We start from the raw sequence: 15612 nt of genomic DNA, 5'->3' as shown, positions 1-15612 counted from the left end.
AACTGATCGGTACTTCCAGAAGTGTCGCAACTCTAACAACGGCGGGGTTTTTGGGCAAGGCGAGACTGTGGTAAATTCGTCCCTTTGTCCGGTTTTGCGCGACAAAACCCCCTTATGTTGAGCACATCGGGTAAATTCACTCCGCTCAGCCTTGTTTCACGGAGAACAGTACCATGGCATTAGACCGCAAAGCGGTGGAAGACATTGCCCACCTGGCCCGGATCGCTCTGAATGAAGAAGATATCCCCGCCACCACAACCAAGCTCTCCGGCATTCTCGATCTGATCGACAAGATGCAGGCGGTCAACACAGACGGCGTCGCGCCTTTGGCACATCCGCTGGAAACCACGCAGCGCTTGCGGAGCGACGCAGTGACCGAGTCCAACCAGCGCGACGCGTTGCAGGCCATCGCGCCCGCGACCGAGGACGGGCTCTATCTCGTGCCCAGAGTTATAGAGTGAAGTGCTCCAGGACCCATCGAGCCACAGTCAGCAAAGCCATGCCATTACGCATCCGGCCAAGCCCAGCAATGAGATCATCCCATGCATGAGAATACCCTGGCCCAGCTCTCGAAGGCCTTGCAGAGCAAGACGCTATCCAGCGTCGAACTGACCGAACATTACCTCAAGCGTATCGAACAATTGGATCCGCTGCTCAACAGTTTCATCACCGTGTCACCCGAGCTGGCCCTGGCCCAGGCCAAGGCAGCCGATGCCCGTATCGCCGGTGGCACAGCCACTGCGCTGACCGGCATTCCGCTGGCGCACAAGGATCTGTTCTGCACTACCGGCCTGCGCACCAGCTGCGGGTCGAAGATGCTCGACAATTTCACAGCGCCCTATGAATCCAGCGTCACCTCGCGCTTTATCGATGCGGGCGCAGTCACCTTGGGCAAGACCAATATGGATGAGTTCGCGATGGGCTCCTCCACCGAGTCGAGCTTCTACGGTCCAACGCGAAATCCCTGGAACACTGAACACGTACCGGGTGGCTCCTCTGGCGGTTCGGCCGCGGCTGTGGCTGCACGCCTGTGCGCCGCATCGACCGGCACAGACACCGGCGGCTCGATCCGCCAGCCCGCCGGCTTTACCGCCCTGACCGGGCTCAAGCCGACCTACGGCCGTGTATCTCGCTGGGGCATGATCGCCTACGCTTCCAGCCTGGATCAGGCCGGGCCGATGGCGCGCACCGCAGAGGATTGCGCCCTGATGATGCAGGTCATGGCCGGGTTCGACGAGCGTGATTCGACCAGCGTTGACGAGCCAGTCGCCGATTACAGCGAGGGCCTGAACGACTCGTTGAAAGGCCTGCGCATCGGCCTGCCCAAGGAGTATTTCAGTGATGGTCTGGACGCCTCCACCGCCGATGCTATCCATGCCGCGGTAAAACAATTCCAATCCCTGGGCGCTGAAGTGAAAGAAATCAGCCTGCCCAATGCCGAACTGGCAATTCCCGCCTATTACGTTATTGCTCCGGCGGAAGCCTCCTCCAACCTCTCGCGCTTTGATGGCGTGCGCTTCGGTTACCGCTGCGAAAACCCGGCGGATCTGACCGATCTGTACAAACGCTCGCGCGGTGAAGGCTTCGGACCGGAAGTCAAACGGCGCATCATGGTCGGCGCGTACGCGCTATCGGCAGGTTATTACGATGCCTACTACCTGCAGGCACAGAAGATTCGAAGGCTGATCAAGAACGACTTCATGGCGGCCTATGAGCAGGTTGATGTGATCCTCTGTCCGACGTCCCCCACCCCCCCCTTCAGGATTGGTGAGAAGATCGACGACCCCGTCAGCCTGTATCTGACCGACATTTACACTATCACCGCAAACCTGGCCGGCGTGCCGGGAATCGCGTTGCCAGCCGGCTTTGCCAACGGGCTGCCATTGGGCATGCAGTTGCTGGGGCCCTACTTCAGCGAAGCGCGCCTGCTGAACATCGCACACCAGTACCAGCAAGTGACTGACTGGCACAGCCGCGCCCCAGCGGGCTACTGAGAGGATCGAGAACAGACTATGCAATGGGAAATTGTTATCGGCCTGGAAATCCACGCCCAGCTCACTACCGCTTCGAAGATTTTCTCCGGCAGCGCCACCACCTTCGGTGCCGAACCCAACACTCAGGCCAGCCTGATTGACCTCGGCATGCCAGGCACACTACCGGTTCTCAACGCCCAGGCCGTGCGCAATGCGGTCAAGTTCGGCCTGGCGATCAATGCCGAGATTGCGCCGACCAACGTCTTTGCACGCAAGAACTACTTTTATCCGGACCTGCCAAAGGGCTACCAGATCAGCCAGATGGACCTGCCGATTGTCGGCAAGGGCTTCGTTGATATCACCCTGGACGACGGTACCATCAAGCGCGTAGGCGTAACCCGCGCACACCTGGAAGAGGATGCCGGCAAGAGTCTGCACGAAGACTTCCAGGGCATGAGCGGCATCGATCTGAACCGCGCCGGCACGCCCTTGCTGGAGATCGTTTCAGAGCCGGACATGCGCAGTGCCAAGGAAGCGGTAGCGTACGCCAAGACCATTCACTCGCTGGTGCGCTATCTGGGCATCTGTGACGGCAACATGGCGGAAGGCTCGCTGCGTTGCGATTGCAACGTCTCAGTCCGCCCCAAGGGTCAGGACGAATACGGCACACGCTGCGAGATCAAGAACGTCAACTCCTTCCGCTTTATCGAAAAGGCGATCAACACCGAAGTCCAACGCCAGATCGAGCTGATCGAGGATGGCGGCACAGTGACTCAGGAAACCCGCCTGTACGATCCGAACAAGGACGAGACCCGGTCGATGCGCAGCAAGGAGGAAGCCAACGATTACCGCTACTTCCCCGATCCAGATCTGCTGCCAGTGATAATCGAACCTGCGTTCCTGGAAGAGATCCGCAGCGAGCTTCCGGAGCTGCCGCAACAGAAACGTGAGCGTTTCGAAAGCCAGTTTGGCCTGTCCGCCTATGATGCCAGCGTTTTGTCTGCCCAGCGTGAGCTGGCCGATTACTTCGAGCAGGTGCAGCAGGAGTGCGGCGACGCCAAGCTGGCCGCCAACTGGGTCATGGGCGAGCTGTCCAGCCTGCTCAACCGCGAGGATCTGGATATCAGCCAGTCACCTGTCACCGCTTCCCAACTGGGCGGCATGATTGCGCGAATCAAGGACAACACCATTTCAGGCAAGATCGCCAAAACGGTTTTCGAAGCCATGGCCGCTGGCGAAGGTGGTGCCGATCAGATCATCGAGAAGCGCGGCCTCAAGCAGGTGACCGACACGGGCGCGATCGATGCCATGCTCGATGATGTGTTGACAGCCAATGCCGAGCAGGTCGAGCAGTACCGCGCCAGCGACGAAAACAAGCGCGGCAAGATGTTCGGCTTCTTTGTTGGCCAGGCAATGAAGGCATCGAAGGGCAAGGCCAACCCACAACAGGTCAACGAGCTGCTGCGCAAGAAGCTGGAGGGCTGACCGGCATTCAATCGTCAGGCTCTCGCCCCCGGCGCAGAGCCTGCTTTCCTGTCCAGGCATTCCCTTTTTTTCGCGTACACCTGGCCTCAGAAACAGCCCTCCACTTGTCGCGTTAAGCGAATCAATGTCTATACTCAACTGCGAATTGATTCAGATAACCCCCTCGCGTTACCGGTGTCGCCGGCTCGAACGCCGCCCTCCGCAACAACCACAAGGACAGCGTCATGACCGAAAAAAAACGACTGTGGAACAACACGATTCTGGTTCCCGTCTTCGCTCCCGCGGTATTGATCATTCTTCTTCTGGTGATCGGCACCGCGAGTAACCCGGAACTGGCCGGCAGCGCCTTTTCCTCTATTTTGAGCTATATCACGACAACTTTTGGCTGGTTCTACATGCTGGCCGTCGCCATGTTCCTGGTGTTCGTGGTCATGGTCGCTTTCAGTGACTGGGGCAACATCAAACTGGGGCCTGACCATTCCGACCCCCAGTACAGCTTCCCGGCCTGGTTCGCTATGCTATTTTCGGCCGGCTACGGCATCGCACTGCTCTTCTTCGGCGTCGCCGAGCCGGTGCTGCACTATGCTGCACCGCCCGCTGGCGGAGCCGAAACGGTGGACGCTGCAAAACAGGCACTGCAGATTGCATTCTTCCATTGGGGCTTTCATATCTGGGCGATATACGGGCTGGTCGGTCTGGTTCTGGCCTATTTTTCCTTTCGCCACGGTTTGCCATTATCCATGCGCTCAGCGCTATATCCGTTGATAGGTGACCGTATCTACGGCCCCATCGGTCATACCGTCGATGTATTCGCCATTCTCGGCACCATGTTCGGCATAGCAACCACCCTTGGTCTGTCGGTAGCCCAGATCAACGCGGGCCTGAACTATCTCTGGCCCGAGATACCGGTCAACGTAACCGTGCAGATCATTACCATTGCCGGCGTCACCGGGCTCGCACTGTTTTCTGTGGTGGCAGGCCTGGACAAGGGTGTAAAGAACCTGTCGATTCTCAACATGGTGTTAGCAGTCACCCTGATGGTTTTCGTCTTTCTGGTGGGCCCGTCGATCTTCATTCTCGAGACCTTCCTGCAGAACACGGGTAGCTATCTGAACAACATTGTAGAGCGGACCTTCAATTTACAGGCCTACACCCGAAGCGACTGGATAGGTAACTGGACGCTGTTCATCTTCGGCTGGACAATCGCCTGGGCCCCATTTGTCGGGCTCTTTATCGCCAAGATCAGCCGGGGAAGGACAATTCGTCAATTTGTGGTCGGCGTCATGTTCGTGCCCACGATCTTTACCTTCATGTGGTTCTCAGTCTTTGGCGACACCGCCCTGCATCTGATCATGAATGAGGGCTATACGGCGCTGATAACCGAGGTGCAGAACGACCATGCTGTGGCCCTGTTCAAACTCTTCGAGCGGCTACCGTTCACTTCGGTTGTCTCGTTTATCACGGTAATTCTGATCATCACCTTCTTTGTTACATCATCGGATTCGGGGTCGCTGGTAATCGATTCGCTGGCGTCCGGTGGCGCCATGACCACCCCCGCCTGGCAGCGAGCCTTCTGGGCGATTCTCGAAGGGGTGGTCGCTTCAGTATTGCTGCTTGCCGGGGGACTTGGCGCGTTACAAACCATGACCATTGCATCGGCGCTGCCCTTCTCGATCATCATGATCATCGCTGCGGTGGGTATGTGGCGCGCTCTGGTAATCGAGGGCCATCGTGATGCCAGTCTGGTTCATCACATGCAGGCGGCGCGTTACTCAGGCGGTAACGCCACCACTATGTGGAAAAAACGGCTTGCGGGTATTGTCAATTTCCCGAACCGGGAGAAGGTCGAAAACTTCATTTCTGGCACGGCGATAGAGGCCATGAAGAGTCTGCAACAGAGCCTGGTACAACAGGACTGGCCGACCGAGGTGCAGTTTGACGTAGACCATGGACGTGCCTATATCGAAGTTATCAAACCTGGGCAGGTCAACTTTCTGTATGAGATCCGCCTGCGCGAATATACCCGGCCCAGCTTTGCCTTTCCGGAAATGAGCCGCTCTAACAAACCTGAGGATCATTATTATCGGGCGGAGGTATTTCTCAGCCGCGGGGGCCAGACTTACGATGTCTACGGCTATGACCAGCAGGAGATCATTGGCGACATTCTCGATCACTTCGAGAAGTACCTGCACTTCCTGCACATCAGTCCAGGCCAGCTTCCATGGAATATGGCCGAGCATGATGAAATGCTCCATGACCAGGGTCCGGCAGTGGTCAAGGACTGACCACGCCTCAGGCTAGGCTGGATCGCTGATCCAGCCTCGGTCCACTCTAGCGTTGCAATACCCGGACTATTTCCGGATCCTTGAAAACCCGTGTCAGAGCATCGCTCATCACTTCGCTGACCAAGCGGGTGTTAGTCGCCTGATTGGGCGCATAGCCAAACCGATGCTGCGCAGTAGCGCCGTAGCGCCCTTGATAACGGGTGTTGGCTGCTTGCGCCTCGGCCACAAAGGTTGCCCCGATATTAGCTTCAGTTACATAGGTAGTAGCTGTGGGGGACTGATACTTCAATTCCGCCAGACTGACAGTCAGATTATTCGCATTGGGTGTCCCCTCAGGCACCACGTTGAAACCCAGTTGGCGCAAACCCTGCTCTACCTGCTGTCGAACCTTGGGCAACGTCTGTTCGCTCACAGTGATACTGCTGGAGTCGGGATAGATGCCGCCACGCGTACCAAGGACCTTGGATGAACGGGTATCGCGGACAGTGACAATCACCGGCTGCTGACGGGCAACCGGGTTGAGCGGTACCAGCAATTCTGGCTGCACACTGAGCTGCTGGGGGCTGTGGGCGCAACCTACAAGCACCAGGGCGAGGCCCGCAACAACCAGCATGGACAGACGATTGATCATTTTGATACTCCTGCAAGAAACCAGTGAAACAACAAGTGGTGGGGCCGCATATCGGCTCCCACAATGTTTAGCATATCGCGGTTAAAGCTGGGAGAGCAGCGCTAGCTACTGTCATCTCACTGCAATAAATAAAGGGCAAACTTGGGTAAGACCACTGAGGAGCCAAAGATGTTCATTGCACGATGGTTAGGGCGCACACAACCCCGATTTTATGCCAGGCTAGATGAAATGGATCGTTGCGAAACCCTGTGGGCCACTACCAGCAGACCTGATAAGGGCAGATGGGTGGAGGTAACCGAGCTTAATCAGTTCTGGATTGGCAGGCCCTTGCCGCCCTCGGCCAGATGCCATACAAGCACCACCAAAGGGGCGACGGCCCTGCGCGTCTAGCGCGCCCCAGCACGCTCCAACACTGCAACATAATCTTCGCCCTGTGCGTGTCCACGAACGGTCTGCAGGAAACTGTTGCCCTGTGCATCCGTGGCATTCAGATCGAAACCCTCCTGCTTGAACAAATCGACGAATCGTTCAAAGTCATGGGCACGCAATCCACGATAAGCGCGGGTCAGAATATGCTGCTCGACCGATTCGCCCGTGTAGGGGCGCGCGCTCAAGAACGCGGCAATCTGCTCATCTGTCATCGGCTCGCCGATAACTTTCTCTTTGTCTTTACGCACTCGCCACCCCTTTATCTGCCATTAACTCTTTCAATAGCCCATTGTACCTACGCCGGGCCGGCGCCACTAGGGCTGCTGCTCCGTATAAATGCATCTAAACGACCCATGCGTCATTTGGTCCGATACCCCTGTGGCCCGGCTTGTGCTATGACTGTGACGTGAGCTCATGCCCACCGCCCCCGTCACCCGAGGGAATGCGGCAATCGGCTCCTCTCCCGGGAATACAGCATGGCTTCAAACAATCAGCGCAGTCCGGTATTTTTCGCAGCTCTGCGCGACAGCTTTCGACACGGCTACAACCGCAAGATGCTACGAGGCGACCTCGTGGCCGGGCTCACAGTGGGCATCATCGCCATACCCCTGGCCATGGCGCTGGCCATCGCCGTGGGCGTCGCCCCTCAACATGGCCTGTACACCGGTATCGTGGGCGGACTGATCATCGCTCTTGCCGGCGGCTCGCGCTTCAACATATCAGGACCCACTGCGGCCTTCGTGGTCATTCTGTTGCCGATTACCCAGCAATACGGCATTGGCGGGCTTCTTCTGGTTACCGGCATGTCGGGAGTGATTCTGCTGGCACTGGGCTTTGCACGTATGGGCAATCTGATTCAGTTCGTTCCCTACCCGGTGGTGCTGGGATTTACTGCCGGAATCGGGATTGTCATTGCTACCCTGCAGATCAAGGACTTCCTCGGACTGCAGGGGGTAGGTCAGCATGACAGTTACCTGGATCAATTACAGGCGCTGGCGTCGGCACTCCCCACTGTGCAGGCAGGTGACGCCCTGGTAGGCGGGGTGACCCTGGGAGTGCTTGTTGCCTGGCCCTATGTGACCCGGCGGGTACCGGGTCACCTGATAGCACTGCTGATCGGCAGTGTTCTGGCCGCACTGGCATTGCATCTGGATATGCAGGTCAGCACTTTGGGGTCACGCTTCAGCTATGAGCTAGATGGCGTGACGTACGGCGGCATCCCTCCATTTGCACCCCAATGGCTGCTTCCCTGGACACTACCCGGCGCTGACGGACTCCCTCTGCAGATCGACTTCAATCTGTTCCGCGAACTGCTGCCTTTTGCCCTTACAGTTGCGATGCTAGGCGCAATAGAATCACTGCTATGTGCCGTTGTGGCCGACGGCATGGCGAACACGCGCCATGATCCCAATGCCGAGCTGATGGGCCAGGGGCTGGGCAACCTGGTGGTGCCATTCTTCGGCGGCATTCCCGCCACTGCAGCGATTGCCCGCACCGCAGCCAGCGTGCGCTCCGGAGCGCGAACGCCGATTGCCGCGGTAGTCCATGCCATCGTGATTGTGCTGGCAGTGGTTCTGCTGGCCGATCTGTTTTCCTACCTGCCTATGGCATCGCTGGCGGCCATGCTGCTGATGGTTGCCTGGAACATGAGCGAGCTTCCCCATGTGGTACGCATGCTGCGCATCGGTCCACGCCAGGATACCTGGGTTCTGATTACCTGCCTGGTACTCACAGTGCTGTTTGATATGGTGCTGGCGGTAGGAGTTGGGCTGCTACTGGCTTCTGCCCTGTTTATCAAACGCATGGTCGACCTGAGCCAGGGTAGCGCCGTACCGCACCAGAGCCACAAGGCACTTTCAGGCTTACCCGACAGTGTTGGCCTCTATCGGATAGGCGGCCCGCTTTTCTTTGCCGCAGCCGACAAGGCTCTGAGTGCAATGGCTCGGCATGGTGAGAATGTCCGCTACATGGTGATCGACATGCAGGCGGTGCCAAGCATGGACATGAGTGCCCAAGTGATGTTCACCAAGGCGCTGGAGGAGCTTGAGCGCAGGGAAATTGAAGTCTACTTTGTCGGCGTTAACGCTCGAGTGCGCCAGAAGCTGAGCCGCGCCGGTACAGGGTCGGCCGCAGGCAAGCGGTTGTTCGTTGCCAGTGCTGAGCGAGCTGCAACGCTTATCAGACAAAAGCTCGGCGAGCCTGCGGCGCAGAAAGTCCCGGTCAAGGACGCAGATACATAGGCCAACTGTGACCTATTCAGGAATGGCAAAAATCCCCGCGGCGTTGCGCCAGTAGCCCTTGTAATCGAGGCCGTAACCAAAGATATAGCGGTCGACCACATCAAGTCCCGTAAAGTCGGCACGCATCCCCTTGTAGGCCTTGCGATCATGCTGTTTGTCCAGCAGTACGGCAGTGAGGACTTGCGCCGCACCTGCATCTCGACAGTACTCGGTTATCGCGTCCAGGGTGTGACCTTCATCGAGGATATCGTCAATGATAAGCACTGTGCGGCCCACCAGGGAGTGTTCGGCACGGGCTTTCCAGAACAGTTCGCCACCGGAGAGCTTGTTTCGATAACGAGTGGCGTGCAGATAACCGACCTCCATTGGAAAGTCCAGACGGGTTACCAGCTGCCCAGCGATCACCAGCCCGCCGTTCATCACGCTGTAGACGATCGGGTTACTGTCGGCCAGCGAGCGGTTGATTTCTACGGCCATGCGATCCATCGCTGCTTCTACCTGGGCGGCGGTGAACAGACAATCGGCTTCTGCCATTACCTGCTTGATATGTTCCAGATCGACGGACATGGGTAATCTCCAAAAGAGGGGCGGTTCAAGGCTGGGCAAAATACTGATCTTGGCGCGCAAAGGCAAGCAAACCGAGGCCGGCCGCTGCAATCGGGTGACCCCAATGACTCATTGGTTTAGGCTATAGCGCATTTCCCGCGCCCCGCATGAGAGCACAAGCCATGAACGTCAAAGAGATACGCCATCCCCTGATTCGCCACAAACTCGGCCTGATGCGCCGCGCTGATATAAGTACGAAGAATTTTCGGGAATTGGCCCAGGAGGTCGCGTCCCTACTGACCTATGAAGCAACCCAGGACATGCTGCTGGAACCCCAACAGATCGAAGGCTGGTGTGGAACTGTAGAAGTAGAGAAGCTCTCGGGCAAGAAGGTGACCGTAGTCCCTATCCTGCGAGCCGGTCTGGGTATGCTCGATGGCGTGCTAAGCCTGATACCCAGCGCCAAGGTAAGCGTGATCGGCCTGGTACGCAACGAGCAGACCCTGCAGGCCGATACCTATCTGGAAAAGCTGGTTGACAACATGAATCAGCGCACCGCGCTGATTATCGATCCAATGCTGGCGACCGGTGGCTCCATGGTCGCCACAATCGACATGCTAAAGCGTGCCGGCGCACGGGAGATACGCGCCCTGGTGCTGGTCGCTGCGCCTGAAGGAATCAAGCGCGTGTACGATACCCACCCGGACGTACAGATCTTCACTGCCTCAATCGATGATCACCTGAACGAGCAGGGTTACATCATCCCGGGCCTTGGCGATGCCGGCGACAAGATATTCGGCACCAAACAGAAGGACGTGCACTGATGGAACCAATCAACACCACCGGCTGGCGATCAGCATTGGCTGGGTCGCAAATGTTGTTCGTTGCGTTCGGCGCCCTGGTGCTGATGCCCTTGATCACCGGCATGGACCCGAACGTGGCCCTCTTCACCGCCGGTCTGGGCACCCTGATGTTCCAGTTCACCACCCAGCGCCAGGTGCCGGTATTTCTGGCTTCCAGCTTCGCTTTCATCGCCCCCATTCTTTACAGCAACCAGACCTGGGGCCTGGCAGCGACACTGGGTGGGTTACTGGCCGCCGGTGTGATGTATATCTTATTGAGCCTGCTGGTGCGTCTGCGTGGACCCGGCTTTATTCGTCGACTGCTACCCCCTGTGGTGGTCGGGCCGGTAATCATGGTGATCGGCCTGGGACTGGCCTCGGTCGCAGTCAATATGGCGATGGGCAAAGCCGGCGATGGCAGCGCCCAATTGGTCGACTATCCGCTGGCCATCCTGATCTCGATGGCATCCTTGATAACGACCATCATCGTTGCCGTATTTGCCCGGGGCATTTTCCGCCTAGTGCCGATTCTGGCGGGTGTGGCCGTAGGCTACGCGCTTTCCTGGCTGCTCGGGGTAGTCGACTTCAACGCTGTCGGGGAGGCGAGCTGGCTTGCCGTTCCGGCCTTTGTCACTCCCGAATTCAAACTGGCGGCAATTCTGTTCATGATCCCTGTAGCCATCGCGCCAGCCATCGAGCATATCGGCGATGTGCTGGCTATTGGTTCTGTAACCGGCAAGGATTACATCCGCAAGCCCGGCTTGCAGCGAACATTGCTTGGGGACGGGCTAGCGACCTCAGCCGCCGCCTTGCTTGGCGGCCCCCCCAATACCACCTACTCCGAGGTCACCGGTGCGGTCATGCTGACGCGCAACTTCAACCCTAACGTCATGATATGGGCAGCGTTTTTCGCCATGGCGCTGGCGTTTATCGACAAGTTCGGCGCTGCACTGCTGAGCATGCCAGTCCCCGTAATGGGCGGTATTCTTTGCCTGCTGTTTGGGTCGATTGCGGTGGTTGGCATGAATACCCTGATTCAGAACCAGGTGGATCTGTCACGACCACGCAACCTGTGTATCGTCTCGGTGACTCTGGTATTCGGCATTGGCGGACTGATGATAGGTAATCAGGATTTCAGTCTGCAGGGCATAAGCCTCTGTGGTGTCGTGGCTATCGTGCTCAACCTGCTGCTGCCAGATGCCGACAAGGTGGAACCCGCAGCCGCTTGATCGCATGGCTTGCTGTTCAACGGCGCCAGCATCGAGCATCTGCTGGCGTACGTTGGCCCACCTGGTTGAAGGTATAAATCGCGCAGGTGTCGCCCGCCATCAAACCGCCGGAGACCGCGGCGGCCGTCAGCGTGTAGGTATCTGCCCCCCGCACCGCGGCGATGGTGTAAATCGCTGCGCCACTGGTGGGGCTCTGCGTCGCGAGTACCACCGCTCCGGTGTCGTAGGCACCATGGCGTGTGAAGTGGCGTTCAAGCAGCTGTGCATTCTCCAGCAGCGCACTGGCCACTTCAGCCCTGCGGGTCTGACGAACCTGCTCCTGATATGACGGATACGCAATCGCGGCCAGAATACCGACCACCGCCACCGCTATCATCAGCTCGATCAGCGTGAAACCTGCCTGCCTCCATTCGTTCATCCTGCCTCCCTATTGTCCTTACGAGCAGCTACATCAACTGCCGCCACATGATTCGGCTGAAACTGCACTGCCCTGAACCTGCGACCAGTTCCAACGTGTTTGTAGACTGGCTGTAATTGAATTCCTTGCCACAGTAGATATTCTTGCAGCTGGCATCTGCCGGGTCGCATACGCAGTCGTCCACGCTGGGGTCACAGGGGCAGAATTCCACCGAAGGATCACAACTACCCGTCGCCAAGGGATTGGCCGGGGCAAGTGGCTTGATGCGCGGCAGCTCCAATACGATCAGATCACCGGGTAGCCCCCCGGACAGGTTTACGCCTGCGCTCAACGGATCCCGGGAATCCACCAGCCCATCACCATCGCTGTCCAGGGTTGCCACCGGTAGCATCCCTCCGGAAAAGCTGTCAATCGACATCAACCAGCCGGCACCGGCACTAACGCAGGGGTCCGCGCCGGGCATGATCAGTCCTGTATTGAACAGAACCCGCCCCCCACGCGTTACGATATTGCGGGTTACACGCTCCCCCGTGGGGTTGCCGTATATCAAAGGCAGGTACCAGCCATTGGTTGAATACCAGTTCACGCGGTGCGAACTCAGCGTGCGCACCTTCCGGCCGCCCGCGGTCGTTTCGCTCAGAATGGCCTGGGGCTGCAGGCTACCGGAGTCCAGATTGCCGGTTGCACCCGGCTTGTCCAAGACTGCGTAGAAAGCCTGTACATCGGTGTCCAGGCGGTCAGCCGCCTCAAGAAACTGACCGGTACCAAACAACACCAGCTTCCCGCCTTGGGGATGATCCAGCAATACAGGCCGGGTAGTAATTGGTTGCTCGGGACTGACGGCAATGCCGGCACGAAACAGAGGGTCTCCGGCAAATGCTACCCGCCAGTCAACGGGAGGGCCTGCAAGATCGAATTTCCACAGCCTGCCTTGCAGATCGCCTGCGTAGGCGGCTACGACCTGGCCGCTGCCATTGGTAGCCACCCGCGGAGCCGACAAGCCGTTACCACTGGCAGGATCGGCAGCGCCGGCAGCCAGGCTTTTAATCAGACTTCCATCAGCCAGATCGATTACATAGAGCTCGGGCTGCCCGGCGGTATTGCCATAACCATTACCGGCGACTGCCACCCAACGTCCATCCAACTGGGTAATGACCGCTTCACCGTAAACATGGCCAAGGTTGGCATAGCCAGAAGTCGTCGGGCCGATCTCCCACAGAGCGCCCAGGGCGCCGTTTCCTGCGCTCTGATCATACAACCGGATGCCGGTCAGGCCTTTGCCGCCTGCACCGTAGCCTGCTACAGCCATAGTGGTCCAGGTACTGTTCAATACCGCATCTCCGACTACTATAGGGCCATCCATGCCCGACTGATGACCGTTACGAACCAGGTCCACGCTGGCTCTGGCACCTAAACCTTCCTGCAATGCGGCGGGCAGAAAGGCCAGTCGATGCGCGCCGTCACGGGCTGCCAACACATGTACGAAGCCGTCATTGGCGCCAGCAAGCAGCGATGAGACCATATTCTGATGCTTGTCCGCCCTGTAGGCCGCGTAGCCTGTATGGCTGCTGGACGCTAGCGCCTCGCCGGCGCGCGCCAGTACCAGTGAGGAGTTCACCACATCCCCCATTAGCCGCGTGCGGATGCGATAGCCTGGAACAGCCTGCCCCATACTCCAGTCCAGCAGATCCTGGCCGCTGTTGGAGCCCGAGGCGAGGTCCAGTACAGCCTTCTGCGCCGGGCCCAGGCCCGAATAGGTATTGCCGCCCAACGGAACAACCGCGCCCTGGTTCGCGCCCGAGGGCAACCTCCATGTCTGGAAAAGCGCATTGCTGTTTGCGGTGACGGTAGTGTCAGTTGACCAGATACGAGCCCCGGCACTCCCGTCACTGTCGATCCCATGGGCTTCCACCGCTCCGCTCCAGTCAGAGGGATCATAAAGGGAACGATAGAACCGCGAACCAGAAGCCAGCTCCGGTCCACTGGCAACGCTTGCCCCGCCGGAGGCCGAGGTCGAGTTGATTTCACCCAGTGCGCTATTCAGCGCCCTGTCGAGCTCCTGCCGATTGGCCGCGGTATAATAGCGACCACCACCCAGCGTCGCGGCGCGCTGCAGGTTGGCATCGTTGAGCGCAAAGCCCACCGTAAAGGTACGCATATTCTGTATCGCGAAGGCAGGATCGTCCCAGTCCATGCCCGCCAGGTCGGTCGAGACTCCACTGCGGCCGGCGTTGCGCATATCAACGTCAAACGCGAATCTGGCAATATCATCCAGGTAAAAGGTGCTTCCCTCATCACTCGGATCAGTGCTGTTTACATCTCCTGCCCCATCCCAGTCAGGTAGATTGATACTGCCGACCACGCCTGGATTATTGATATCGGGTTCAGTTCCAATATCAACTGGAAACTGGCTGTCATAGGTAGGCAGGCCATCGGTAATGACCAGGCCGAAGTTTTGCTGGCAGCGATACTCCACGGGGCTGACGAATTGCTGACGATTGGCCGCGGGCGTGGATTGCGGATAGAACGCGCGTAGCCCTCGCAAGTAACGGGTCATCTCATAGTAGGTCTCAGCAAGGGGCGTATAGGTGTATGGCGCAGACGCGCGGGGATTGATGTTGTCGAGGCGGTTGATAAGTGTGGTGAACCGGGCCGCACCAGAGGCGGTACCCGGAGCGATATCGCCCACCTCAACCAGCAGCTCGCCGCCTGGCGCATCGCGAGCGGCTCCGCTACCCACAGTGTCTCGAAATCCGAACAGTCCAAAACGCACCTGGCGATTATTGATTATTACGTCCTTGGCCACATCGCGGGCGATAGTCAGCCGCGTCTCGTTGCCAACACGGTTGAGTACCATGCTGGAGGAGTTGTCGAACAGCATCAGTACGTTGGGTGCAACAGCCGGGGCAGATAATATCGGCCCGCTGAGCGGATTGAATGCCGCCTGCGCCGGTAGTGCCAGGAAAATACCGGCGAAGACTCCCGACACGATGCCTGATACCAGGCGGCGCGGCTCAGACCGAATAATGCACATAGACACTCTCCAATACAGTCCGGGTGGGTCCGCTGAAGGTCACCACGACTATGCGGTACAGGTTGCCAGCGCCCTCATAGGGTGGATTTCTGTTCGCCGTATTGGCCGGCGCAAGGGTTTCACCCAGGCTGGTGATGCGATACCAGACCTGCATGTTATTGGTCGCGGCTGAGGTGGGTATCTGCACCCACCCAGCGCCTGGCGCGCCGGTCGAATCCAGATCGAACGCTGCATCCGGCGTATTGCATGTCACGCCAGCGCAAGGGTTGGGCAACGGCTTGTTGTTGTCGGCCGCCTGCGCCAATTGCCGCTGAATGTCACGCAGTGCGGACTCAGCTGCCTGCAGGCTGTCGGTCTTGAGCTTCAGATTGCCAGCCATACGTTCCTGACTGGTTGAAGATCGAATACCTGCCACACTCACCAGCGTAAGAAGCAAAAGAAACACCAGGCTGACAATCAGTGCCGATCCCTGCTGGTGCGGTGATCGTTTCCCTTTCATA

Annotated in this window: 13 protein-coding genes; 7 read left to right on the top strand and 6 right to left on the bottom strand. The window is 58.4% G+C overall.

Annotated features, from left to right (window positions below; translation table 11 throughout):
- Positions 1-173: 173 nt before the first annotated feature.
- The 4 genes from gatC (at position 174) to FZF01_RS16530 (ending at position 5743) form a co-directional block, all read left to right on the top strand.
- Positions 174-461 carry an Asp-tRNA(Asn)/Glu-tRNA(Gln) amidotransferase subunit GatC gene (gene gatC, locus FZF01_RS16545; RefSeq protein ID WP_150279182.1) on the top strand — a complete coding sequence of 96 codons (288 nt, stop codon included), beginning with the start codon at positions 174-176 and terminating at the stop codon, positions 459-461.
- Positions 462-542: 81 nt separating this feature from the next.
- Entirely contained in the window at positions 543-1994 is a 1452-nt protein-coding gene (gene gatA, locus FZF01_RS16540; protein WP_150279181.1) for an Asp-tRNA(Asn)/Glu-tRNA(Gln) amidotransferase subunit GatA, read from the top strand.
- A gap of 18 nt (positions 1995-2012) precedes the next feature.
- On the top strand, positions 2013-3458 hold the full coding sequence (gene gatB / locus FZF01_RS16535; protein WP_150279180.1) for an Asp-tRNA(Asn)/Glu-tRNA(Gln) amidotransferase subunit GatB: 1446 nt from the start codon (positions 2013-2015) through the stop codon (positions 3456-3458).
- A gap of 224 nt (positions 3459-3682) precedes the next feature.
- Entirely contained in the window at positions 3683-5743 is a 2061-nt protein-coding gene (locus tag FZF01_RS16530) for a BCCT family transporter (protein ID WP_150279179.1), read from the top strand.
- Between the two features lie 46 nt (positions 5744-5789).
- Here FZF01_RS16530 and FZF01_RS16525 read toward each other — a convergent pair whose 3' ends face one another.
- The gene (locus FZF01_RS16525; protein ID WP_150279178.1) at positions 5790-6374 is read right to left on the bottom strand and encodes a YajG family lipoprotein; all 585 of its coding nucleotides are present in this window, start codon (positions 6372-6374) and stop codon (positions 5790-5792) included.
- Positions 6375-6760: 386 nt separating this feature from the next.
- A complete protein-coding gene (locus FZF01_RS16515; RefSeq protein ID WP_188434487.1) occupies positions 6761-7051 on the bottom strand; it encodes a PA4642 family protein in 291 nt (96 codons plus the stop codon).
- 228 nt (positions 7052-7279) lie between these two features.
- Between FZF01_RS16515 and dauA the strand changes: the two genes are divergently transcribed.
- Positions 7280-9043, top strand: coding sequence for a C4-dicarboxylic acid transporter DauA (dauA, locus tag FZF01_RS16510; protein ID WP_150279176.1), 1764 nt, complete (start codon positions 7280-7282; stop codon positions 9041-9043).
- A 12-nt stretch (positions 9044-9055) separates the two neighbouring features.
- Here dauA and FZF01_RS16505 read toward each other — a convergent pair whose 3' ends face one another.
- Positions 9056-9610: a hypoxanthine-guanine phosphoribosyltransferase gene (locus tag FZF01_RS16505; protein WP_150279175.1), complete on the bottom strand. Its 555-nt coding sequence runs from the start codon at positions 9608-9610 to the stop codon at positions 9056-9058.
- Between the two features lie 161 nt (positions 9611-9771).
- On the opposite strand from FZF01_RS16505, the gene upp reads away from it, so the two are divergent.
- Together upp and FZF01_RS16495 are read left to right on the top strand one after the other, a co-directional pair.
- A complete protein-coding gene (upp, locus tag FZF01_RS16500; protein WP_150279174.1) occupies positions 9772-10413 on the top strand; it encodes a uracil phosphoribosyltransferase in 642 nt (213 codons plus the stop codon).
- Positions 10413-11660, top strand: coding sequence for a uracil-xanthine permease family protein (locus tag FZF01_RS16495; protein ID WP_150279173.1), 1248 nt, complete (start codon positions 10413-10415; stop codon positions 11658-11660). Before upp ends, FZF01_RS16495 begins: the two co-directional genes overlap by 1 nt.
- A 16-nt stretch (positions 11661-11676) precedes the next feature.
- Here the strand turns inward: FZF01_RS16495 and FZF01_RS16490 are convergent, their stop codons facing one another.
- From FZF01_RS16490 to FZF01_RS16480, 3 genes are read right to left on the bottom strand one after another with little or no spacing between them, the layout of a single operon-like run.
- Entirely contained in the window at positions 11677-12078 is a 402-nt protein-coding gene (locus tag FZF01_RS16490) for a type IV pilin protein (RefSeq protein ID WP_150279172.1), read from the bottom strand.
- A gap of 28 nt (positions 12079-12106) precedes the next feature.
- Entirely contained in the window at positions 12107-15112 is a 3006-nt protein-coding gene (locus tag FZF01_RS16485; protein WP_150279171.1) for a PilC/PilY family type IV pilus protein, read from the bottom strand.
- Entirely contained in the window at positions 15093-15611 is a 519-nt protein-coding gene (locus FZF01_RS16480) for a pilus assembly PilX family protein (RefSeq protein ID WP_150279170.1), read from the bottom strand. The genes FZF01_RS16485 and FZF01_RS16480 overlap by 20 nt, the downstream gene beginning before the upstream one ends.
- Position 15612: the final 1 nt, after the last annotated feature.

The organism is Halopseudomonas salina (genome assembly GCF_008641105.1).
The sequence above is the reverse complement of the archived record's forward strand: the minus strand, read 5'-3'. Positions and strand labels throughout refer to the sequence as shown.

What these genes read in the sequence shown, in the direction of transcription:
- FZF01_RS16530 (WP_150279179.1), top strand. Translation starts at nt 3,683, where the DNA reads ATGACCGAAAAAAAACGACTGTGGAACAACACGATTCTGGTTCCCGTC.
- gatB (WP_150279180.1), top strand. Translation starts at nt 2,013, where the DNA reads ATGCAATGGGAAATTGTTATCGGCCTGGAAATCCACGCCCAGCTCACT.
- FZF01_RS16505 (WP_150279175.1), bottom strand. Translation starts at nt 9,610, where the DNA reads ATGTCCGTCGATCTGGAACATATCAAGCAGGTAATGGCAGAAGCCGAT.
- upp (WP_150279174.1), top strand. Translation starts at nt 9,772, where the DNA reads ATGAACGTCAAAGAGATACGCCATCCCCTGATTCGCCACAAACTCGGC.
- gatA (WP_150279181.1), top strand. Translation starts at nt 543, where the DNA reads ATGCATGAGAATACCCTGGCCCAGCTCTCGAAGGCCTTGCAGAGCAAG.
- FZF01_RS16485 (WP_150279171.1), bottom strand. Translation starts at nt 15,112, where the DNA reads ATGTGCATTATTCGGTCTGAGCCGCGCCGCCTGGTATCAGGCATCGTG.
- dauA (WP_150279176.1), top strand. Translation starts at nt 7,280, where the DNA reads ATGGCTTCAAACAATCAGCGCAGTCCGGTATTTTTCGCAGCTCTGCGC.
- FZF01_RS16495 (WP_150279173.1), top strand. Translation starts at nt 10,413, where the DNA reads ATGGAACCAATCAACACCACCGGCTGGCGATCAGCATTGGCTGGGTCG.
- FZF01_RS16525 (WP_150279178.1), bottom strand. Translation starts at nt 6,374, where the DNA reads ATGATCAATCGTCTGTCCATGCTGGTTGTTGCGGGCCTCGCCCTGGTG.
- FZF01_RS16490 (WP_150279172.1), bottom strand. Translation starts at nt 12,078, where the DNA reads ATGAACGAATGGAGGCAGGCAGGTTTCACGCTGATCGAGCTGATGATA.
- gatC (WP_150279182.1), top strand. Translation starts at nt 174, where the DNA reads ATGGCATTAGACCGCAAAGCGGTGGAAGACATTGCCCACCTGGCCCGG.
- FZF01_RS16480 (WP_150279170.1), bottom strand. Translation starts at nt 15,611, where the DNA reads ATGAAAGGGAAACGATCACCGCACCAGCAGGGATCGGCACTGATTGTC.